Origin of the sequence: Microbispora rosea (assembly GCF_900156315.1) — a bacterium.
GTDB lineage: Bacteria > Actinomycetota > Actinomycetes > Streptosporangiales > Streptosporangiaceae > Microbispora > Microbispora rosea.
Map to the genome: position 1 here is coordinate 108195 of NZ_FTNI01000027.1, position 21922 is coordinate 130116.

General features: G+C 66.9%; 20 protein-coding genes and 2 pseudogenes. 8 read left to right on the plus strand and 14 right to left on the minus strand.

Annotation, left to right across the window (positions count from 1 at the left end; all coding sequences use genetic code 11):
* Window positions 1-319: 319 nt before the first annotated feature.
* Together BXA11_RS31250 and BXA11_RS31255 are read left to right on the plus strand one after the other, a co-directional pair.
* Window positions 320-832 carry a DUF6461 domain-containing protein gene (locus BXA11_RS31250; protein WP_076440276.1) on the plus strand — a complete coding sequence of 171 codons (513 nt, stop codon included), beginning with the start codon at window positions 320-322 and terminating at the stop codon, window positions 830-832.
* Between the two features lie 600 nt (window positions 833-1432).
* Entirely contained in the window at window positions 1433-1684 is a 252-nt protein-coding gene (locus BXA11_RS31255) for a hypothetical protein (RefSeq protein WP_076440278.1), read from the plus strand.
* A 66-nt stretch (window positions 1685-1750) separates the two neighbouring features.
* On the opposite strand, the gene BXA11_RS31260 is transcribed toward BXA11_RS31255, so the two are convergent.
* On the minus strand, window positions 1751-2521 hold the full coding sequence (locus tag BXA11_RS31260; RefSeq protein ID WP_076440338.1) for an AAA family ATPase: 771 nt from the start codon (window positions 2519-2521) through the stop codon (window positions 1751-1753).
* 2 nt (window positions 2522-2523) lie between these two features.
* Window positions 2524-2871, minus strand: coding sequence for a hypothetical protein (locus BXA11_RS31265; protein WP_076440280.1), 348 nt, complete (start codon window positions 2869-2871; stop codon window positions 2524-2526).
* A gap of 246 nt (window positions 2872-3117) precedes the next feature.
* Here BXA11_RS31265 and BXA11_RS31270 point away from each other — a divergent pair, with 246 nt between their 5' ends.
* The 3 genes from BXA11_RS31270 to BXA11_RS31285 all read left to right on the plus strand — a co-directional run bounded on the left by BXA11_RS31270 (window position 3118) and on the right by BXA11_RS31285 (window position 7483).
* A complete protein-coding gene (locus tag BXA11_RS31270) occupies window positions 3118-3459 on the plus strand; it encodes a MerR family transcriptional regulator (RefSeq protein ID WP_076440282.1) in 342 nt (113 codons plus the stop codon).
* Window positions 3437-3844 (plus strand): VOC family protein, encoded by a 408-nt coding sequence (locus BXA11_RS31275; RefSeq protein ID WP_143734613.1) that lies wholly within the window; start codon window positions 3437-3439, stop codon window positions 3842-3844. Before BXA11_RS31270 ends, BXA11_RS31275 begins: the two co-directional genes overlap by 23 nt.
* A 711-nt stretch (window positions 3845-4555) precedes the next feature.
* Entirely contained in the window at window positions 4556-7483 is a 2928-nt protein-coding gene (locus BXA11_RS31285; protein WP_083744704.1) for a SpoIIE family protein phosphatase, read from the plus strand.
* A gap of 139 nt (window positions 7484-7622) precedes the next feature.
* Here BXA11_RS31285 and BXA11_RS31290 read toward each other — a convergent pair.
* A pseudogene (locus tag BXA11_RS31290) lies at window positions 7623-8354 on the minus strand (glycosyltransferase family 2 protein); the annotation flags it as partial.
* Between the two features lie 41 nt (window positions 8355-8395).
* Here BXA11_RS31290 and BXA11_RS31295 point away from each other — a divergent pair.
* Both BXA11_RS31295 and BXA11_RS43385 read left to right on the plus strand, forming a co-directional pair.
* Entirely contained in the window at window positions 8396-8512 is a 117-nt protein-coding gene (locus BXA11_RS31295) for a hypothetical protein (RefSeq protein WP_239105038.1), read from the plus strand.
* A 302-nt stretch (window positions 8513-8814) separates the two neighbouring features.
* A complete protein-coding gene (locus tag BXA11_RS43385; RefSeq protein ID WP_076440290.1) occupies window positions 8815-9126 on the plus strand; it encodes a hypothetical protein in 312 nt (103 codons plus the stop codon).
* Between the two features lie 251 nt (window positions 9127-9377).
* On the opposite strand, the gene BXA11_RS31305 is transcribed toward BXA11_RS43385, so the two are convergent.
* From BXA11_RS31305 to BXA11_RS31330, 6 genes and pseudogenes are all read right to left on the minus strand, one after another.
* Window positions 9378-9704, minus strand: coding sequence for a DUF1048 domain-containing protein (locus BXA11_RS31305; RefSeq protein ID WP_076440292.1), 327 nt, complete (start codon window positions 9702-9704; stop codon window positions 9378-9380).
* Between the two features lies 1 nt (window position 9705).
* A complete protein-coding gene (locus BXA11_RS31310; protein ID WP_076440294.1) occupies window positions 9706-10062 on the minus strand; it encodes a DUF1048 domain-containing protein in 357 nt (118 codons plus the stop codon).
* Window positions 10059-10385, minus strand: coding sequence for a PadR family transcriptional regulator (locus tag BXA11_RS31315; RefSeq protein ID WP_076440296.1), 327 nt, complete (start codon window positions 10383-10385; stop codon window positions 10059-10061). Before BXA11_RS31315 ends, BXA11_RS31310 begins: the two co-directional genes overlap by 4 nt.
* Before the next feature lie 136 nt (window positions 10386-10521).
* A pseudogene (locus tag BXA11_RS31320) lies at window positions 10522-11525 on the minus strand (cytochrome P450).
* A 257-nt stretch (window positions 11526-11782) separates the two neighbouring features.
* A complete protein-coding gene (locus BXA11_RS31325) occupies window positions 11783-12547 on the minus strand; it encodes an ABC transporter permease (RefSeq protein ID WP_076440298.1) in 765 nt (254 codons plus the stop codon).
* Window positions 12548-12557: 10 nt separating this feature from the next.
* Entirely contained in the window at window positions 12558-13322 is a 765-nt protein-coding gene (locus tag BXA11_RS31330) for an ABC transporter ATP-binding protein (RefSeq protein ID WP_076440300.1), read from the minus strand.
* A 1020-nt stretch (window positions 13323-14342) separates the two neighbouring features.
* On the opposite strand from BXA11_RS31330, the gene BXA11_RS31335 reads away from it, so the two are divergent.
* Entirely contained in the window at window positions 14343-16046 is a 1704-nt protein-coding gene (locus BXA11_RS31335) for a SpoIIE family protein phosphatase (protein ID WP_076440302.1), read from the plus strand.
* A 100-nt stretch (window positions 16047-16146) separates the two neighbouring features.
* On the opposite strand, the gene BXA11_RS31340 is transcribed toward BXA11_RS31335, so the two are convergent.
* The 5 genes from BXA11_RS31340 to BXA11_RS31360 form a co-directional block, all read right to left on the minus strand.
* Window positions 16147-17256 carry a fatty acid desaturase family protein gene (locus BXA11_RS31340; protein ID WP_076440304.1) on the minus strand — a complete coding sequence of 370 codons (1110 nt, stop codon included), beginning with the start codon at window positions 17254-17256 and terminating at the stop codon, window positions 16147-16149.
* 11 nt (window positions 17257-17267) lie between these two features.
* Window positions 17268-18347, minus strand: coding sequence for a ferredoxin reductase (locus BXA11_RS31345; protein WP_143734614.1), 1080 nt, complete (start codon window positions 18345-18347; stop codon window positions 17268-17270).
* Between the two features lie 241 nt (window positions 18348-18588).
* The gene (locus BXA11_RS44945; protein ID WP_275409715.1) at window positions 18589-19539 is read right to left on the minus strand and encodes an STAS domain-containing protein; all 951 of its coding nucleotides are present in this window, start codon (window positions 19537-19539) and stop codon (window positions 18589-18591) included.
* A gap of 486 nt (window positions 19540-20025) precedes the next feature.
* Window positions 20026-20952: a sensor histidine kinase gene (locus BXA11_RS31355; protein WP_076440308.1), complete on the minus strand. Its 927-nt coding sequence runs from the start codon at window positions 20950-20952 to the stop codon at window positions 20026-20028.
* A 200-nt stretch (window positions 20953-21152) separates the two neighbouring features.
* A partial coding sequence (locus tag BXA11_RS31360) for an ANTAR domain-containing protein (RefSeq protein ID WP_244303599.1) occupies window positions 21153-21922 on the minus strand: 770 nt, incomplete at its 5' end.

Genomic DNA, 21922 nt, shown 5'->3' on the forward strand with positions numbered 1-21922 from the left:
GCGAACCTCTTGTCCCCGGGCGCCTTCACGCGGCCCGTACGGCCCGATGCGGACCACCATCCCGGGCGCGGATTAGAAGCTGATCGACGTCCTGGGAAAACGTGCTGTGACCAGGGGCCGAGTGTCCAGGTGAGTCCGGCCGCGTCCGCCTGCGTCTGGTGACGTTGCCGTCAACGGTTGCCGTCAGTTCGGAGACTTCCGAACCTGCTCACTCGAGCTGGCTATAAAAGATCATTTCCGTATCAAGGGCGTACAGACTTTTCGTCGGACTCGCATGCCAGGATCTCCATGATCTGTTCCCGGAGAGAACAGGATTCTCGTGAGTGGTTATGACTGGCTCGATGACGATGCGTTCTGCGCAACCTTCGTCCGCGGTCTTACCCCGCACGAGGCGCTGGCCCGCCTTGGCATCGAGGTATTCGACGGCGATGACGAGGAAGGCGAGATCGACGAGGGCCTCATCTCTGCCTGCTTGGCCGAGGGCGGGACCATTCTGAGCGAGTGGAACGGCTTCGCCGGCACGCTGGACGAGGTGCTGCGGCCCTTGTCGGCTGGGACGGTCACGGCGAGTGTCTTCGTCAACGTGAACAGGGTCGCGTCCTTCGAGCATTACGTTGACGGCCGCAGCGTCCTGTCCTTCGATCCGCTGTTTCCCGGCGACGAGGACGGCATCCCGGAGGACTACCTGGCCGACCGGGTCGAGCTTGGACTCGTTGGCGACAAGTCGGAGGGCGGGCTTGCCGCTGCGCTGCTGCTGGCCGAGCGCATCACCGAGGTGCGGCCGAACGCTTCAAGCGACGTCGTGGCTGCTCACGGCGTTCTCGATTACTGAGTCGCTTCGGCCCTTTGCCACGGCTTGATCACTGCACAGCTCATACGCGGTACATCCTGGATGAGGCCAAGTGACTGGTTCGGCGATCGTTCCGCTCGATGTCCTGCTGGACGATCTCGTCAACCTGAAGGCCGACAGGCGCCTTGTCTTGATAGATGTGGATGGGGAGGATCAGGAAAGAGCCCCGTGCTATGGCCGCCCGCCTCCCTCAGGTCGGCTTGGTCCACATCGACGACTTTTATCGGCCATCTTCCTCTCCTGAATGCCAACCCGATCACCCCTGGTTCGGGACGGTCGCGGCATTTTTTGACTGGCCCCGGATTCGGCGTCAAGTCATCGAGCCATTGCGGAACGGGCGCGAAGCGGCCTACGAGCGATACGACTGGTCGGCCGATTCGTACGCGGCATCGAGCGCGACGGCGAGAGCGCACGGGATATATGGGAGAAGGAGTGGATGCCGGCCGACGCCGAGTACGCACAGGCCATGACCCCGCACGAGCACGCCCACCTGATGCTCGACGGCGCCGCGGATGCTACGCGGCGGGCTTTGCGGGGATACCCACGTGGACCCGGTTCCGTCCTTACGATGAGGAGCAGAGTATGACCATGGACGCTCCCACCGGGCTGCTCTACGTGCTGAGCGTTGGCAAGGAAAAGGAACTGATCCTCCGCGTACACGGCACGATGCCCGCCGTCGAGAAACTCGTCAGCTGGATGGAGCAGGGCACCGTGGTGTCGCTCCAGATCTCCCATGAAGGCGAGCCGGGCACATTCACCTACGTGGTCAACTTCAAGCACGTGGTGGCAGCCCGCTTCGCTCCCTACGCGACGACACGGATCAGCAGTTTCTGAATCGTCGCGTAAGCCCTGAGCGCCCCTCGTCTTCCGGGCCACACGCCGAAGAGCCGGGGAGCTTCTTCACTGAAACCGCTCCGGCTCGTCCCCGCTACGGCGGCGCGCCGCACGGCGATCGAGCACATGCCGCAGATAAGCGTCGGGCGACTCCAAGAACCGCCGCCAATGGTCGACCAGGTGGAGCTCCCTCCACGCGACACGGTGGATCCCATCGTCGTCCAACTCGAGGATCTGTGCCCCCGGGAGACTGGCCAGGACCGGCGAATGCGTGGCGCAAATGATTTGCCCGCCCTCGCGGGCAACGCGGTCCATCAACGCGACCAGGCGCAGGCAGGAGGTGAACGACAGGGCCGCCTCCGGCTCATCCATCAGGTACAGGCCGGGCCCGGTGACCATGCGGTCCAGCACGGTGAAGAACCCCTCGCCGTGCGACTGCTCGGTCAGGTCCTCCTCCCAGAACCCGTGCAGGCCGGACACGTTCTGTCCGAGGTTGAACAACGTCTCGGCGCGGAAGAAGAACGCCCGCCGCTTGGTACGGGGGCCGCGGATCAGGCGCAGCCCCGAGGTGGTGAACTCGGCGCGCAGCACCTGGCCGAGCGGCGTCGCCTCCCCGGTTGAGGCGTACCGGGTGCCGGCCTTGCCTCCTTCGGCGTTGATGCCGCACACGTCGGCGACGGCCTCGACGAGAGTGGACTTCCCTGAGCCGTTCTCCCCGACGAGGAACGTCACGGGGGCGGTGATGTCGAGCCCTGCGCTGAGGTGCTGGACGGCGGGAATGGTGAATGGCCACCGCCTCGGCTGAGGCGGCGGCACGGTCAGGCGGGTGATCAGCACGGTCAGCTCCGCGAGGCCCGTGCCACGAGCGCGGGCGGGCACGGCCGGTCGGGCGCGTAGCTGAGGAGCTCGGCGCAGATCGTGACCGGGAGTTCGTCCCGCTCGACGCACGCGATCAGGACGGGCGTGGCCACCTTGGTGATCGCGGCTGCGTCCCGGTTGCCTGTCCACGCATCGCCGTGGGCCCAGTCGTGGTGTTCGGCGGTGCGAACCCGGAACCGGCCGCCACCCGTCGTGGCGGCCGTTCCGACGGTGCGGTCATGCCTGCCGAACCGGGCGACGCCGAGCTGCTGCGCGCCCTTTTCCAGGAGGCGGCGCAGGAACGCGCGCTGCTGCCCGGGGCTAGTCATGACAGGTGTGGCCTCCGATGAGGTGGGCTTCGGCCGGCAGTTGCCATCAGGGTTGCACAGCCGCTTGTCCGGATCGCAGGACTTGTAGCTGGTGACCTGCCGCAGGTCGTCATAGCCGATGCCGCGACCCCGGCCTGCGGTCCGCCGGCGACCGTGACTGACCCTGGTCGACCGCTCCTGACGGCACGGCCGGGTTGGGCCCTGCCCGCTTGACTCTCGGGTAGGCCGAGACCGGATGCTGTCTGGGTGAGCGGCGACGATCTCTTGAGCATCGGTGTTTTCGCCTTGGTCAGCGGCCTGCCGATCCATGCCTTGAGGCACTACGACGAACTCGCCCTGCTTCGGCCGGCGGTCGTCGATCCGGTCACTGGTTATCGTCGCTACCGCCCCGAGCAGGTCCGGCAAGCTCGCCTGATCTGTGCGCTGCGGTGCGTCGATATGCCAATCGACGCCGTTCGCCTCGTGATGGACGACCCAGACGGTGAGGCACTGCGCACCCTGCTGCATTCGCACCGAGAGCGGCTGGTGAATCGTGTCGAGGCTCTTTCCCGCATGGTCCCACGTTGTGGATCACTACATCGAACATGAAGTGGCTATGCCCGACTTGAAGTCCCCTCGCATCGTCCAGGTGACCATCAACGTCGCAGACCTCGCCGAGTCGATCACGTTCTATCGGGCGGCGTTCGACGCGGTGTTCAACGAGGAGATCTCATCGTTCCAGTTCGGTGTCTGGCCGAGTGAGGACTTCTTTCTCCTGACTGTCGCACATGAGCTCAACGAGCATGGCAAGCACGATGGCCCAGCCGGAGTGTCCCGATTCGGTCTGCTCGTCGATGACGTGGACGCCGCGCACCGCCGTGCCGTTGATGCCGGGGCCATCGAGGTCTCCCCACCGGCGGATAAGTTGTGGAAGCCGCGTTCCTCATGCGTGGCAGATCCGAGCGGAAACCGCATCGACCTTTATCAAGGCTGACGGAAACCCACCGATGCCGCCGGAGGCAGGTCATTGTGATCTTCGAGTGACCATCCAGAGATCGTAGAGGGTCAGGCTTTCGGTATGCCGACTCAGCGATCAACGCTCTGGATTTGCTGTTTGCTGGGCTACTTTGCTCTAGCCGTCTTCACGTGGGTGGCTGTATGGCAGGGGTGGTTCGTAATAGCGGTGTTCCTCGGCGCTCCACCTCGCTTTGTCTGGGAGGCTCTCTTGGCTGCTGTGCCGCCTGGCTGGCCGATCCCGGTATGGGGGTTCGCAGTGGTTGTCATCTGTCAGGCCGGCGTTGCCGTCTTGGTGTGGTGTTTGCGGCAGGCCCAGACGGGAGTCCGCCACATACTCGCACGTTTCCTTAATCTCTTACTGCTGGTCACTGCGTCGCTGATGGCTATCGGCTGTCTGATCGAGGTCGCGTTCTGAGATCGGTGGATCAGAGCGCATAGCCGGCGGCCGGAATCTGCCGGCGGTCAGGGCCGGGGCGAGCTGCCGCATCGGGACGATACCGCCCACCCCCGGACCCCGTCTTACGCGCAACCGACGGCGCTGAGTGGAGCGTAAAAGGCAGACGACATTTTCCTGATTCTGGTCAAACTCTCCCATGAACCCGCAGAACATTAGACAAATCTGAACGAAAGGTATGCCTGGGTCGGGCAGAATTGTACTAGAGAGAGACGGGGGAGGATGAAGCTGGTCATGGATGTCGCCGACCGCGAGGACCTCACCCTTCTCGAGCGGGCCCACGAACGTTTCTGCGCCGGCGAACCCGTCGAGAGCGACGTTCGGCCCTGGGTGCTGACCTCATGGGAGCGCAGCCGGCACTTGGGTGTCGTGTCCTACCATATGCCCCCCGTGTACGACTCCGACGTCGACCTGCACGGTAGGCTCGCGCAGGCGGCCACGCCCGTGCTCGACGAGCTCGAAGCCCGCCTTTCCGGCATCAAGGTGGCCGTGGTCCTCGGTGACGAGCACGCCCGGGTGCTGCAGCGCCGGGTCGGCGAGCCGGCGCTCCTGCGGGGGCTCGACGACAACCAGGTGCTACCCGGCTTCGAATTCTCCGAGCAGGCCATCGGCACGAACGGCCTGGGCACCGCACTGGCCGAACGGCGTCCCGTCCTCGTCTGGGGCCGGGAACACTACCCGGACTCCATGAGCGGGCTGGTGTGCGCGGGCTCGCCCATTCGCGACCCGATCAGTGGCCGCGTCGAGGGCGTGCTCAACCTGGCGTGCCTGGACAAGTTCGCCGACCCGGCGATGCTCGGCGTCGCCGTGAACGCGACCGACCGCATTGAGGAATGCCTGCTCGAACAGATCTCGCAGCGGGAGCAGGCGATGCTGCGCGCGTTCCTGGAGGCCCGGCGCCGGGGCGGCGAAGTGGGCGCCGTCACCGCCCAGCCGATCGACCGGGCCGGCCCGATCCTTTCGCACGACCGGCTACGCCTGCTGGAGAAGGCCACGGAGCTGATCTCCGCCGGCCAGGCGGTCGTCGCGGTGGTGCCGTTGTCGGGGGGCCGCACCGCCACCCTGGTCAGCCGCGTGATCGAGAATCTCGCCGGAACGCGCGGCATCGCCGTGGAGGCCATCTTGACCGACGGCTCATTCTGGCACGTGACCTCCGGCTCCCGTGGGGATCACGGTGACGCATCGACGACGCGCCGAGGACCACTCGCCCGAGCGGCCACACCTGTGCCCGTCCACCAGCCCCCCACCGCCGAACCCGCCATCGCCGCTGGTCCGGCATCCACTGTTTCGGCCCCGCGGGTCCCGGAATCTCCTCTGACAGCTGCTCCTCTCCCGGGCGCCCCTGTTTCCGACACCGCGGCCGATCGGTGGTTGCTCGCCGTGGGCGAGCCCGGTGTCGGGCGGCTCGCCGTCAAGGCGCGCGAACGGCTCAGCCTGATCTGGGAGGCCGGCTCCCGCGTCGGTACCAGCCTGGAGGTCACGCGGACGGCTCAGGAACTGGCCGAGGTCGCCGTGCCCCGCTTCGCCGACTTCGTCGCCGTCGATCTGCCCGACCCCGTGCTACGTGGCGACGAGCCCGGCGTGCTCGACGCCGGGCTGCGCCGCATCGCCCTCGCCACCACCCTGCGGAACTTCGACCTGGAAGACGTCGGCGCGCTCACCCACCCGCCGCCGACCACGCCGCAGGGCCGTTGCCTGGCTGACGGGCGGTCGGTGCTCGAAGCTGAGCTGGATACCACGTTCTGGTGGACGCCGCAGGACCCGGAACGCGGCCGGAGAGTGCGTGAACAGGGCATTCACTCGCTCATGGTGGTGCCGATGCGGGCCCGGGACGTCACGCTCGGCGTGGCGAGCTTCTACCGTTCCCGGCGCATGGGCGCGTTCGAGGAGGATGACCTGACCCTGGCAGAGGAACTGGTCGGCCGTGCTGCGGTGTGCATCGACAACGCCCGCCGGTTCACCCGGGAGCACACCATGGCGGTGACGCTGCAGCGCAGCCTGCTACCCCGGGGGTTGCCAGAGCAGGACGCGCTGGACGTGGCCTGGCGGTACCTCCCGGCGGAGGCCGGGGTGGGCGGGGACTGGTTCGACGTCATCCCGCTACCCGGCGCCCGCGTCGCCCTCGTTGTGGGCGACGTGGTCGGCCACGGCCTCCACGCCGCCGCCACCATGGGCCGGCTGCGCACCGCGGTCCTCAACTTCTCCGTTCTCGACCTGCCGCCGGACGAGCTTCTGGCCCACCTGGACGACCTGGTCACCCGCATCGACAACGAGGAGAGCACCCGTGACGGCCCGGAGACCCACGAGTGCGAGGCGGTGACCGGGGCGACCTGCCTGTACGCCATCTACGATCCGGTGACCGGGGCGTGCACGATGGCCCGGGCCGGCCATGTGGGCCCCGCGGTGGTCCATCCAGATGGCACCGTCACATATCCGGACGTGCCGGTCTCCCCTCCGCTCGGCTTGGGCGGCCACCCCTTCGAAACCACCGAGCTGCGCCTGCCCGAGGGCTCCCAACTGGTGCTGTACACCGACGGACTGATCGAGGACCGGCACCGGGACCTCCAGGCCGGGCTGGATGAGCTGCAAGGGGCGTTGGAGGGGGCCGCGGGGCGCACCCCGGAGGAGACGTGTCAGGCGGTGATCGACACGACACTGCCGCCACACCCCTCCGACGACATCGCGCTGCTGGTGGCGCGTACCCGGAAGCTTTCGCCATCAAAGGTGGCGCACTGGGATGTGCTACCAGACCCGGCGGCGGTGGCCTCGGTGCGTACCGAGTGCGGGGCGCAATTGCAGGCGTGGGGATTGGAGGACATCGGGTACACCACGGAACTGATCCTCAGCGAGCTGATCACCAACGCGATCAAATACGGGACGCCACCGATCACAGTACGGCTGCTGCACAGCCGCAGTTTGACATGCGAGGTGTCCGATGGCAGCAGCACCTCGCCACATCTACGCCGAGCGGCCACCACCGACGAAGGCGGCCGCGGCCTGTTCCTGGTCGCCCAGTTCGCCCAACGCTGGGGCACCCGCTACAACCCCCGCGGCAAAGTCATCTGGGCCGAACAACCCCTCCACGACGGCGCCGCTGCCGCCACCATGGACGACACACCTGCCGACACCCTCCTCGCCCAGTTCGACGACCTCACCCTCTAACCTTGTCTTTTGACGTGCGCCACGAGCGCGGCGGAAGGTGAGGTTCGACTGGATCCGCGTCGCTCGCCTGTCCAGTGCCAGAACTGCAGATCTCCGGATAGGCAAAACGCCTGTCCGTGAACGGGCCGGCCGCCCTTGCTCACCGGCCGACCGGCCCGGCGAGTTCGCCGCCCAACGTGTCCGGCGCGCTGAAGGTGCCCTGCCGGTTGATCGTGTGCCAGCGCAGTCGTACACCGAGGATGGCCGTGGCCACCGACTGGATCACCACGAGGTACATCAACTGGCGGTAGACGAACTGCTGCAGCGGCAGCACCCACAGCGCCGAGGCCCGCTCGCCGTCGAGGCGCAGCGCGTACCAGCCGGTCACCGCCTGCACGGCGACGAATCCGGCCCACACCGCGACGACCGGCAGCGGATCGCCCACCACCGTGCTGTAGAACGCCATGAGGTCCACCACAGGCGCGAGCAGCGGCAGCACCACCTGGAACAGGGTCAGGTAACCCAGGCAGCGGCGGCCGAAGGACGCCCCTCCCAGCAGCGAACGCCGGTGCTTCCACATGGCCTGCAGGGTGCCGTAGCACCAGCAGTAGCGCTGCTTCCACAGCTGGCCGAGCGTCGTCGGAGCCTCGGTCCAGGCCAGCACCTTCTCCACGTACACCACTCGCCAGCCGGCCCGGCACAGCGCCATCGTCAGGTCGGTGTCCTCGGCGAGCGTGTCCGTACTCACCCCGCCCAGTGCCACCAGCGCCGAACGTCGGAACGCCCCGATCGCGCCCGGGACGGTCGCCCTGCAGTCAAGCAGCTCGAAGGCGCGCCGGTCCAGGTTGAACCCGATCACGTACTCGATGTGCTGCCAGGGTCCACGATGCCCGGCACACGGCGGCGACGCTGCTCCTGGAGCAGGGGATAGATATGCGGGTCGTTCAGGTGATCCTCGGGCACTCCCAGCTCACCACGACGAAGCGTTACACCCACGTCACGGAGAACCTGGCCGGCGACGCCATGGCGCGGATGGGCCGCGCGCTATAGGACTAGCAACCAACTGCAACCGCAAATGCAACCGGGCAGGCTTCCGAAGGATCATCATTCGGGAGTCTGCCCAGCTCATTGAGGGTGGGGCGCCAGGGACTCGAACCCTGAACCGACGGATTAAAAGCTGATCGACGCCCTGGGCAAACGTGCTGTGACCTGGGGCCGAGTGTGCAGGTGAGTCCGGCCGCGTCCGCCTGCGTCCGGTGACGTTGCCGTCAACGGTTGCCGTCAGCTCGCAGGCCTCCCGGCCTGGTCACTCGGGCTTGTCGCGCTCTTTTGGAGCCGTAACGAAGCTGCCCATGCCGGGCTCGGTGTGGATCAAGCCGTCTGCCCTGAGCGCCCGCATGACCTTCTGGCCGGTGGACTGTCCTGACCGTCAGCGGCTTGCGGGAGGCGTTTCCGGGCTGGAGCATCTGGCGAAGCTCGGCGGGACGCCTGTGTGCCACACGCGTCGCCTGACGAACGTGGATTACAACCGCGGCCTATGCCAGACCATCGACTGCGATGATGTCGCCGAACTGGCGCAGGAACTCCGCCGGCAAGCCGGGCTGGCTGTCACTCCGCCCAACGGCGAAGGGCAGTGCCCTGCCGCTTGGGACACCTCGTACTGAGCACGGCACCACGTGGACGCGAAACTGCGGGGCCTCGTCCAGGACCCGGCGGACCTGTTGGACCGACCGGGCGCGGTGGACGCCGACAAGACGTACTCCTCCTACGGCAACAGGGACGTCCGCGCACAGTCACCCGCTCGTCTGACTGATCCGCCGTCCTGCATTGGCCGAATACGTCCATGCGTCTACTGGCACGACAACGACATCCCAGTGGTCAAGGCGTCCGCCGGTGTTTTTGGGGGGGAAAGGTATTACTTCTCGGCCGTACCGGGTTTCCCGCTGATGGACTCCTGATAGATGTCCGCGTAGGTGCGCGAGTCCTTGATCAGGTCGTCGCAGAAGGCGGCGACGTCGTTGCCGATGAGTTCCAGGACTCCTTTGCGGGCCCCGACTCCCTCCTCGAAGAAATCGACGATCCCCGAGAGCAGGGACCCGTCAGCCAGTCCGACCGGTCCGACCTTGAAGAAGTACCGCTGAATCTCCTTGTAGACGATCTGGTAGTCCGGCGGGAGCGCCTTGACGCGGGCCATGTGCGCCCGCCACTGCTTCTTGCCCTCGATGATGTCTTGGATGCCCACGTCAGCCTCCTAGCCGGCCCAATTTCCTTGCGACGTTCCTGTTCAGCTGCTCGCGCCACCGGTCGCGAAAGCTTCGAGCACCTGCTCCGCCGGCCAGTGCCGCGCAAAAGCCCGGGATGTCGTCACCCAGCACCTCGTGAATGCTCTGCCCGTCGGACGCCGTCTCTTCGAGCAGCCCCAGAGCACCATCGAGAATCGGCATCAAATTTCGACCTGTGAAGTCACCGTAGAGAAAAAGATGACCCGTGATCTCTTCCCATGCTGCCCGGTAGTCGGCCGGCAACGCCGCGGCACGGGCTTCGAACGCCTTCCAATCCCTGGTGAGATCGCTGCCTGTAATGGTCTCCCAGAATTTCATCTTCCACCCTCCTTGAGCTTGTCGATCCGCGACGTGATGTACTCCCATTTCGCCCAGAACTTCGCGAGTTCTTCGCTCCCGGCGTCGTTGAGCGCGTAGAACTTGCGCGGCGGGCCCTGTTCGGACGGTCGTTTCGTCACCTGGACGAGCCCGTTCTTCTCCAGTCGCAGCAGGATGGTGTAAACCGTCCCCTCGACGACGTCCGCGAAGCCGAGTTCGTTCAGCCGACGCGTGATGGCGTACCCGTAGGTCGGCTCGCTACCGATGATTTCGAGCACGCAACCCTCGAGCGTGCCCTTCAGCATCTCCGTCAGGTTGTCCAACGTGGGTCCTCTTCCGTCCCTAGTACTTCGTGGTACTGGGTAGTGCTATACAGTATCACAGAGTAGTGGCGTGGTGGGCGCTTACCTGCCCCCGGCCGGTAAGCCGGATGTACGGGCGGGGAAGTCCCGGCTTCTACTACGCGTCCCAGGTGACCGGGAGGCTCTTGACGCCGTAGATGTCGGCGATCTCCGGGCGCAGGGGAACCTCTTCGGCGGGTACGGCCAGGCGCAGGGTGGGGAAGCGGTTGAGGAGCGCGGGGAACGCGACGCGCATCTCGACACGGGCGAGCTGCTGGCCCAGGCACTGGTGGATGCCGTGACCGAAGGCGAGGTGGCCGCCGTCCTGCCTGCGCAGGTCGAGGGTGTGGGGGTTGGGGAAGCGGTCGGGGTCGCGGTTGGCGGTATTGAGGGACAAGATGACCATCGTCCCCGCCTTACGGTGTGGCCGGCCAGTTCAACGTCCTCCAGCGCGACCCGGTAGAACTGCTTGGCGACGGACAGGTACCGCAGCAGCTCTTCCACGGCCTGGTCGACGAGGGTGGGGTCGGCGCGCAGGGCGTTGAGCTGGTCCGGGTTCTCCAGCAGGGCAAAGGTGCCGAGGGCCAGCATGTTGGCTGTGGTGTCGAAGCCGGCCGACAGCAGGATCAGGGCCATGCCCTGCAGCTCCTCGTCGGTCAGGTCGCTGTCGAGCAGGTCGGTGAGCACGTCGTCGGTAGGGTTGGCGCGCTTGGCGGCCACCAGCTCAGCAAGGTACTGCTGGGTGGCGAGGTAGGCGGCGATCAGCTCTTCGTCACTGGCCTCGCCGCCGAGGAACTTGTCGATGTTGTCCTGGAAGCGGCCCCGGTCCTCGTACGGCACGCCCAGCAGCTCGCAGATGACGATGGCCGGGATGGGCTTGGCGAACGCGGTCACCAGGTCCGCCTGCGGCCCTGCCTTCTCCATGGCGTCCAGGTGCTCGGCGAGGATTGAGCGGACCAGGTCGTAGCCGGTGACCAGCCAGCCCTGGTGCCCGTCGGGGAAGGGGAAGCGGCTGATCGGGCCGTGCTCGCGGGCCTCGACCAGTTCCTTGGGCGGGTCGAAGGGACATCCGGACTGGCGTTCGGCGGGCATCGGCGTGACGGTGTGAAGGGATTCAGTCAAGACCTTTCCTTGTCTCCCGGTAGTACGTGTTGCGTGCTTGAAGGGTGCGGCAGGGAATGGTCACGAGCTCCATGCTCTGGGCCATGGTGGAGGCCGTTCGCCACTCTCACGGGTATGGATCAGCGGCTACCGCATGGCCCGCTGCGGTCCTGCTCACAGCCCAGCGCTCAGCTCGCGTAGATCCCCTGGAAGCTTCCGGCCGGCGGCGCGAGATGAGTCGAGGAAGGCTGTTCTCTTCAGGGCAACCGCACTGTTCCCTAGGAGATCTTGCGGCGGTAGGTGTTCATGGCGAAGACGTACGAGACGATGAGGATGCCGATGCACCAGGCCAGTGCGATCCAGATGCCGTTGCCGACCGGCTGCTCGGCGAACAGGTTGCGGATGGCGTTGACGATGGAGGTCACGGGCTGGTTCTCGGCGAAGACGCGCACCACGGTGGGCATGGTGTCGGTGGGCACGAACGCCGAGCTGAGGAACGGCAGGAAGATGAGCGGGTAGGAGAATGCGCTCGCGCCCTCCATGGTCTTGGCCGACAGGCCGGGGATGACGGCGATCCAGGTCAGCGCCAGGGTGAACAGAATCAGGATTCCGCCGACCGACAGCCAGGCCAGCACGCCCGCCCCCGAGCGAAAGCCCATGAGCAGGGCCACGAGCATCACGACCACGAGCGAGACCAGATTGGCGACCAGCGAGGTCAGCACGTGCGCCCACAGCACCGACGACCGCGCGGTAGGCATCGACTGGAAGCGCTCGAAGATGCCGCCCTTCATGTCCATGAACAGCCGGTACGCGGTGTAGGCGATGCCCGAGGCGACCGTGATGAGCAGGATGCCGGGCAGCATGTAGTTCACGTACGACGAGTTCGATCCGGTGTTGATCGCGCCGCCGAAGACGTAGACGAACATCAGCATCATGGCGATCGGCATGATCGCGGTCGTGATGATGGTGTCGGGGCTGCGGGTGATGTGGCGCAGAGAGCGTCCCAGTAGGACGGTGGTGTCGCCGAAGAAATGCTTGCTCATCGTGGTTTCCTTATGCCTTCGTGCCGATGAGGGTGAGGAAGACGTCCTCGAGTGTCGGCTGCTTCTCGACGTACTCGACCCTGGCGGGCGGGAGGAGCTGCTTGAGCTCGGTGAGGGTGCCGTTGACGATGATCCGGCCCTCGTGCAGGATCGCGATCCGGTCGGCGAGGTGTTCGGCCTCGTCCAGGTATTGCGTGGTGAGCAGCACTGTGGTGCCGTTCTCGGCGAGCTCCTTGACGGCCTGCCACACCTCTATGCGCGCCTGGGGGTCGAGCCCCGTGGTCGGTTCGTCCAGGAAGATGACCGGCGGGTTGCCAATGAGGCTCATCGCGATGTCGAGGCGGCGGCGCATGCCACCGGAGTACGTCGACACCTTCCGGGCGCCCGCGTCGGTCAGCGAGAAGCGGGCGAGCAGGTCGTCGGCGATCTTGCCGGGGTTTCTGAGGTGCCGCAGCCGGGCGACGAGCACCAGGTTCTCCCGCCCGCTGAGGATCTCGTCGACGGCGGCGAACTGTCCGGTGAGGCTGATCGACTCGCGTACGCCGGCGGCCTGGGTGGCGACGTCGAAGCCGTTCACGCGTGCGGTGCCGGCGTCGGCCTTGAGCAGCGTGGACAGGATCTTCACGGCGGTGGTCTTGCCCGCTCCGTTGGAGCCGAGCAGGGCGAAGATGCTGCCGCGCGCCACGGTGAAGTCCACGCCGCGCAGCACCTTGAGTTCCTTGTACGACTTCTCCAGGCCGTGCACCTGGATCGCCGGGGCCTGTTGTGTCGTCATCGCTTAGTCCTGTCTTCTCTTTCGGGGTTCTCTGCCGGCGGCGCGTTCGATGGCACTGGCGAACCGATGCCGTTCCCAGGCGTTCCCTTGGGCATCTCCGTCAGCTGCTTGCCCATGGAACACCCCCTTTTCGTCTACTTGGTGTCACTAGCTACTGGTACAAAGTAACACCGAGTACTAGTACCTAGCAACACCGAATAGCTGTGCATGGCCGTGGAGGTGTGAGCGGCCTAGTCGCTGTTCGTGAGCGAGTGCGCCATCCCTCAGGGGACGACTGGCTGCGTCAGCCCGCCGGGGAGCTCGATCGCTGTTGGGCGCGGCGGAAGTGCCCGCGATCGCGAGGAAGAGGTTGCTGATCTGTTCATGGCATCAACGATCGCCGGAAGCGCTGACACCACGCCGTTGCCGTGCTGACACGGCCGCCGACGCACACCGCGGCAAGTTGTGGTCTTCTGCTGATGGTCTGTGGGGTCTGGCCTGACGGAGAGCGTCTAAACGATCCACCGTGTGCCCGGTCGGCGCCCGCGGGCGAACAACGAGATCAACTTGTCGCCACGAGGCGCGCCTCGATCGAGGAATCCCAGGTCAGATGTGCTATGAGGTGGTGGGGCGCCAGGGACTCGAACCCTGAACCGACGGATTAAAAGCGCCCTTGATCAGTACCGTCTACTGCCGCCGCGTGCCGCCTTCTACCATTCCGTCCGCTATTGGCCCCGGGAGTCTGCCGCTCAATCACGCTGTGTGCCGTGCCGTGTCCCGTACACACGAGCAACCACCGAGCAACCATGCGTCCTTTAGATCGCGTCGAAAGCGATGTGTAGGCGCTCGGAGCGGCATTTCGCCGGGATGACCACTACGGTCGGTCCGCTTGGCGAGTACTGCCCGTGCCTCGCCGAGATGGGACCCTCCGGCCTCTTCACGGGAGCCGGCCGACGCGATATGGCCGCGCGTCCCCCGCGTGCTGGGGGTATCGGCGGGTAGGGCGTAGGCAGCGATGGATCGAAGGAAGGCAGAGCGGCGATGATGCGGCATCCGCCCAGTGCGCATGGCCATGTCGGGCTGCCCGACCAGAGGTTGGTGCAGGCGGCCTTCGACAGCGCGGGGGCGGGGATCTATCTGACTGATCATGCTGGGCGTATCACTATGGCGAACCGGCAGGCCGGGGCGTTGCTGGGCCGTCCCGTGGCGGAGATGCTGGGCGCCGATGCCCACGATCTGCTGCACAGGGGCGCTGACGACGGGCTGGCTCCTCACTCCACCTGCCGGCTGATGGGGGTGCTGGAGCACGGTGGTCCGGCGCGTGGCGAAGAGTCGACTTTCTTACGGGGCGACGGCAGCCTGCTGCCGGTCTCCTTGTCGGCCGCTCCGATACTGCAGGGCGGGCAGGTGCTCGGGTTGATCGTCGTTTTCACCGACATCACCGAGCGGCTGGACTTCTCTCGTCAGCAGGCCGGCCATCTGGCGATGTTGGAGGAATTCAACGCCCGCCTGACGCTGGTCACTGAGATCACCTCTGTGCTGACCCAGACGCTGGACGTGGACGAGGCCTTGCGACGGCTGGGCAGGCTGATCGTCCCGCGGTTGGCCGACTGGGCGGTGGTGGATCTGCGTATCGATCATGACGAGGTGGAGCGGGTGGTGGTGATCCCTCCTGCGGATGAGGTGCAGGGCTTCCCGCTGCCCGAGCCCTCCAGTTCCCTGCTGGCCCGGGTGCTGGATCGGGGTGAGACCGTCTTGTTGGGTCCGGATGAGATGGTCGGCGAGGCGGGCTCCGGCATGGCCGCCGCGCAGCGTGAGCTGTTCGCTGCCCGGGGAGCGGTGTCGGCGATCATCACGCCGTTACGCACCCAGCGGCAGGTGCTGGGGGCTCTCACCGTGGCGCGCACCGACCCGGCTCGCCCCTTCGACGCCACCGATGTGACGCTGGTCGCCGACATCGGACGGCGCGCGGGGTTGGCAGTGGGCAATGCGCGCCTGTTCGGCCGACAACGCGAGGTGGCCGAAATGATGCAACGTCACCTGTTGGCCCCGCTGCCGCAGGTGGGCCACCTTGAGATGGCCGCGCGCTACCTGCCGGCCCCGGTGGGGTCTCAGGTCGGGGGTGATTGGTACGACGCCTTCCTGCTGCCCGACGGCGTCACCGCCCTGGTCATCGGTGACGTGGTCGGCCACGACATCACGGCCGCCGCTGAGATGGCCCAGCTGCGCAGCATGGTGCGCACGCTGGCGTGGGACCGTTGCATGTCGCCCAGCCTGGTCGTCAACCGCGTGGATGAGGCGATGTCGGCCGTGACGGACGTGCCCATGGCGACGATGATCTTGGCGCGTGTGGAGGGCACCGAAGACGGTCCCTGGCAGTTGCGCTGGAGCAACGCCGGGCATCCGCCGCCCCTGCTGGTCACCCCTGACGGGCATGCCCGCTATCTGGAACACAGGCAGGACCTACTGCTCGGGCTCCGGCTGGGTATCGAATCGGCCAGGCGCGACGTCGTCGAGCCGATGCCGGCCGGGAGCACCCTCGTGCTCTACACCGATGGCCTCGTGGAAAGCCCCGGCAGCGACCTGGCCACCGGACTGGCCCGGCTGCAGGAGCAGGCCGCGGCCATGGTCCAGCGCCCACTGGAGGAGTTGTGCGACGAGATCGTCCGACGCATACTCCCCGGGACCACCGACGACGTCGCTCTTCTCGCGCTACGCCTACCCGCGTGCGGCCCAGGTGCCTGATCGTGTGCGGGGTCATGCCCTGCGGCTCGTTCGACAGGCATCGGCCCGGACTCCCGCCGAGTCCGGGGCTTTGTCACGCGGCAGGGTGATCCGCCCGGGCTTATGCCGCAGCCTCGAGTGTCCGGGCAGGAGGCTCGCCCGCCGCCGGCCGGCCCGGCCCCGGCAGGGCCAACCGCAGGACGCGTCTCCAGACCGAACCGGCCTGCCGGGCCAGCGATCCGGACGTATACGGCAGACCGAACCGCTCGCACAGGGCGCGGACCCGCGGCGCGATCTCCGCGTACCGGTTGCTGGGCAGGTCGGGGAACAGATGGTGCTCGATCTGGTGGCTGAGGTTGCCACTCATGATGTGGAAGAGGCGTCCGCCGTCGATGTTGCACGAGCCGAGCAGCTGGCGGAGGTACCACTCGCCTCGGGTCTCGCTCTCCAGCCGGTCCTCGGTGAAGACCTCCGCGCCCTCCGGGAAGTGGCCGCAGAAGATGATGGTGTGCCCCCACACGTTGCGTGCCATGTTCGCGGTCAGGTTGCCGAGCAGGACGGGCAGGAAGGCCGGGCCGGCGAGCAGCGGGAACGCGACGTAGTCCTTGACGATCTGGCGTCGTATCTTCGCCAGCACCGCCCGGAGCTGGGTCAGCGCCTCCTTCGGATCCTTTTTCCCCGACGGGATCCGCTCCAGTTCGACGTCGTAGATGGCTATGCCGTACTCGAAGAAGAGAGCCAGCAGCGCGTTGTAGAACGGCTGGGCGAGATAGATCGGATGCCACGGCTGCTCAGGACTGATCCGCATCGCCGAAAAGCCGATGTCGCGGTCCTTGCCGAGCACGTTCGTCCAGGTGTGGTGGACGAAGTTGTGGGAGTGTTTCCACTGGTCGGCGGGGGAGGCCATGTCCCACTCCCAGGTGGCCGAGTGGATCTTCGGGTCCCGCATCCAGTCCCACTGCCCGTGCAGGACGTTGTGGCCGATCTCCATGTTCTCCAGGATCTTCGCGACCGCCAGTGCCGCTGTGCCGGCGGCCCAGGCAGGGGGCAACCAGGAGGCGAACAGCAGCGCTCTTCCGCCCAGCTCCAGCTTGCGCTGGACCGCGATGAGATTGCGGATATAGGCGGCGTCCCGCTCGCCGAGGCTCGCGAGCACCTCGTCGCGGATCTTGTCCAGCTCGCGCCCGAACTCCTCGGTGTCGACAGAGGCCGAATGGAATGTGGCAGGCATGCGTGTTCCTTTCACAGCTCGATCTCGACTGGCCCGGCCGCCACCGACACACAGGTCTGGATCATGTCTCCCACCTCTCCGTGTACCTGGCCGGTTCGTACGTCACGGACCTGGCCGGTGCGAAGGCGGGCGACGCATCCGTAGCAGATGCCCATGCGGCAGCCGCTCGGCATGAGCACCCCCGCGCTCTCGCCGACGGCCAGCAACGGCGTTTCGCCGCCGGCCTCGGCTTCCCGGCCGCTCCTGGTGAAGCGGACACGTCCCCCCGGACCCGCCGCCGTCGGCACCAGGCTGAAGCGCTCGACATGGAGCCTGTCCGCGGGCCCGGTCCAGTGCGCCGCGATGTCGTCGAGCATCGCGGGCGGTCCGCACGCCCACAGGGACCGCTCGGTCCAGTCGGGGCAGAGCCGGGCCAGATCCGCGGGCCGCAGCCGTCCCTCAGAACGCGTGTGCCGTTCGTGCAACCGAAGCCGCGGCCATCGCGCGGCCAGGTTCCGAAGCCGCCGGCCGAAGATGACGTCGGCGGGTGTCGGCGCCGAATGGACCAGTATGACGTCCGGTCCGTCCGCATTGTCTAGACGCAGGCCGTCCAGCATCGCCATCACTGGTGTGATGCCGCTCCCGGCGGTCACGAAGAGCAGGCGAGGCGGTGGCGGCTCCGGAAGGACGAACGCCCCCTCGGGCAGTCCCAGCCTGAGCACCGTCCCAGGTGCTGTGCTCCGTACCAGGTAGTCGGAGACGAGCCCGCCGCGCACGGCCTTCACCGTTACGGTGACGCGACCGTCGGACCTGCCCGGAGCCGACGACAGTGAGAAGGTGCGCCAGTGTCGCCGCCCGTCGATGTCGACGCCGATCCGGATCCACTGACCGGGACGGTGCGTGACCCAGCCCCGGCCCGGGCGGATGACCAAGGTCGCCGCGTCGCTGGTTTCCGCGTCCACCGCCTCGACCCGGCCGCACAGCTCTCCCGCGCCCCAGAGCGGGTTGATCAATCCGAGGTAGTCGTCGGGAAGCAGCGGTGACGTCAGCCACTGCGCGGCAGCCGACAGCCGTTGCAGGAGAGTCGCAGGGGATGCGGACGTAAGGATCACAGAGCCTTCCCAAGGCAATCGAGAATCCCCACGAATGGGCCATCCGTACGGACATGTACCCGGCACCCGCGTCCGGCATCGTGGGCCGGGGCCAGGAAGGGCACAGGAAGCGGTCCAGGATCGGTAATGCCCCGGTGGGCGGCCCGGCCCGTTGGCAGCACGGCGACAGGAAGAGGGTCGAGGAGCCCGCCTCTCCTCTGGCGAGGGGCTTGCCGCCTGCGTCGCTGCTCCCGGCCTTCCGCTACGCCGTCATCGGAATGGTGCGGTCCAGGCCGGTTACACGCAGTAACCGAGACAGGTACGGGCGGGCTGCGGTCAGGGAGAGGGTGATCCCCATCGCCTTCGCGCGGCGCTGGATGCCGACCAGAACTCCCAGCCCGCAGGCGTCGCATGCCGCCACACCCGACAAATCGAGAATGAGCAGGCTGCTGCTGTAGCGCAGGACGTCCATCAGGTCTTTGCGCAGGTGGGGACTGGTGAAAATGTCGATCTCACCAGACAGTCGGATGGTCGTCGGCGCTGACGGGTCGGCTCCCCCAAGTGGCGCGGGGTCACGGATGGAGATGGAATGCTCTGGTCGGCGACGAGGCGGAGTCTGTGGCGGCAGGCTTGGCAGGTGGGCGTTCGATCGGTGGTGCCGGCACCCGCCGAGCAGGTCCGCCGGCAGCGAGCTGATGTGCCCGCCCTCGTTCTCCCCGTCCGCATCCCGAGTATCGCCGACTTGATGGGCTGCGGTGGTGAAGAGGTCGACCGGGAGCAGGCCGACCATGCCCTGACTGGCGAGCATGAGCGCGGTCCCGGCAGGGCCATCCGCGGTGTACGGCGGGACGACCAGCAGGATGACAGGCTCAGCCTCCGCGAACGTCAGGGTGACGAGACGAGGGTCGGCGCTGTCGAACCAGCCCACTTTGACCTGGCGTCCGTCGGCGTGGACACGGTGGGGGATGTGGTCCCATGCGTCAACGTGTACGCCGACGCGTAGCGTCGTCAGTCCCAGCCGCTGGTCGACGGCGGTGATGAAATCTGGCAGCTCCAGCGTGGCGTCACGGGAATGAGGCCACCATGCCCCGTCCACAGTGCCCCGCAGGCCAAGGGCGGGCGCCAACCGTAGTCGAACGTCAGAGCCGAAGACGGGGTCCTTGTCGGCAGGGACGCTGGGTGGTGTAGAGCGAGAGAGCAACGTCGCGGTCATGATCGCCTGGCCCGTCTTGGCCCTGTAAAGGACCACGCACTGATAGATCGCCGCGGGCGACGCCGACCTGAATGCCAACGCACGAAAAGTCCTCGGTCTTTGAATATTACCGCGTGATTTTCCGGAATGGCGCCGTTCTGGAAGTAAAATGTCCCCGATTTCCGGGAACGCCGGAGCGCGGGTCAGAGACACCGTCGCGTCGAGAATTCCATCTGAGAGGATTTTTGATCCTGCGTGTTCCGTTTGCTTCGAGTTATGCGGCGCGCCAGGTGGGGTGGATTCGGGTCTTTGCTGACGACTTCCACGTCGAGCCGAGCGCGGCGCTGTGTTCGATGACGCTGGTGCGGTAGGCGCTGCCGGCCCAGGTCTTGCCGATCGTGGAGTGGGTGGCGGCGGCCTGGGTGAGCAGTGGCGGCCGGCGGTGAGCCCCGTGCCCGGTGCGGGTGGCAGTGGCTCGGGCCGCCCCCGAGAGATCCGGGTGGTGGCTCAGGTGGCGGCGGCTATGGGCAATTGGAGGATGAAGCAGGCGCCGCCGAGAGGGGACGATTCGACCCAGACGGCTCCGTGGTGGGCATTGGCTATGTCGCGGGTGATGGCCAAACCGAGGCCGATGCCGGGCCTGCCCCGCTGGGAAATGCTTTTGAGCTGGTACATCCGGTCGAAGATGCGTTCCCTGTCCTTCTCCGGCACGCCGGGGCCGTCGTCGGACACCGCCAGCCGCGCGTTGCCGTCGGTGCGGTGTACGTGGACCTGCACCTGGTGGGCGGCGTGGCGCTGCGCGTTGTCCAGCAGATTGGTGACGATCTGGGTGATCCGCGTGCGCATGGCGGTGACCCGGACATCGGGCGTGCAGATGACGTCGATGGAGATGGGGTCGTTCCGGTCCGCGACCTCCTGCCTGACCAGTTCGCACAGATCGATCTGTTCCCAGTCGGCTTGGGCGGCGCGGGAACGGGCGACCAGAAGAAGCGCGGTGGACAGTGCCTCCAGCCGGTCCACTCCACGCAGGACCGCCTCCAGCACGCGAGGGTAGTCGGCCTCGCCGGGACGAGCGGTCGCCTGTTCCACCGTGACGCGTATCCCGGCCAGCGGGGAGCGGATCTCGTGGGCGATGTTGGAGGCGAACTGCCGCTCGCGGTCCAGCATGTCCAGACTCGCATTGATGTTGTCGACCAGCTGCGTCACCTCCTGCGGGTCACGCTGCTGAGTGATCTGGGCGGGTTCATCGCTGACGTTGATCTCGGCGAGGTCGCCGGAGATGGTACGAACGCGTCGCAGCAGCCGGCGGATGAAGATCCGGCCTGTCACCGCGGCGGCCAGCACCATCACAAGGTTCCACCACTTCTTGTGGGAACCGGTGTCTCTCCCCGGACCGGCGCGCTCCAGCCGCTCACTCAGGATCGATCTGCCCATCGGATGCTCCCCGAAGAACCATCCCGCTGTGGATCCCTTACCCGTCAGCCAGCCCTTTACCTCGATCAAATCGCCGGCAAGTGAGCCAATGGGGGCGTACGTCCATTTTCGTGCACCGTCGCCCACACCGCAGGCCGGATCGACGCCCGGCGATCGCCGGCTCGCCGGGCCTCCGGGTGTCGCGATCAGCGGAGACCGGTTCATCCGGCGTTGCCGGTTCCCCGCCATCGGCTGTGATCGTCGGCCGGAGGTTGAGTGATGTCGTGTTCGCCGTGGATGACGGCATGCGCCGCCTCGGACAGGCGCAGGCCGCGGCTGCGCGCGTATGTGCACAAGGAGTTGAAGGCATGGTCCATGTCGCTGCGGTGGCGCTCGGCCAGCACCCCGGTGGCCTGCTCGATGAGCGTGCGACTGTTGAGCGCGGTCTGCAGCTGCTCCGTGGCTGCCTCGTGCCGCTCCAGCCTGCGCTGCTGCAGGATGCTGATGGTGGCCACGTTGGCCAGCGCCTGCCCGATGTGCAGCTCATCGGTTGTCAGCCGGCCGGGCGCCGTCCGCAGCAGGGTGAGTGCGCCGATGACCCTGTCGTGGTGGCGCATCGGCAGTGCCTGGACCGCGACGAAGCCGGTGAGCTGCGCCGCTGCGGCGAAGCGGGGCCAGCGCCCTCCCTCGGCGACCAGATCGGCACTCGTCACCGGCTCGCCCGTGCGGTAGCAGTCCAGGCCGGGGCCGTCCACGTCGTGGAGGGCGAGGAGTTTCAACATGCGGGCCTGCTCCGTGGAGGCCGCCATCGGGCGCAGCCGCCCTTGCCGATCGGCCAGCAGCAGCCCGGCCGCATCGACGTCCAGCAGTCGCACGCAGCGCATGGTGAGCTGATGTAACAGGTCGACGACGTCGAAGTCTCCGACCAGGGTGTCCGTCAACTCGACGAACGCGTCGGTCAGTTGGCGTTCCCGCGTCACGACTGCCTCCC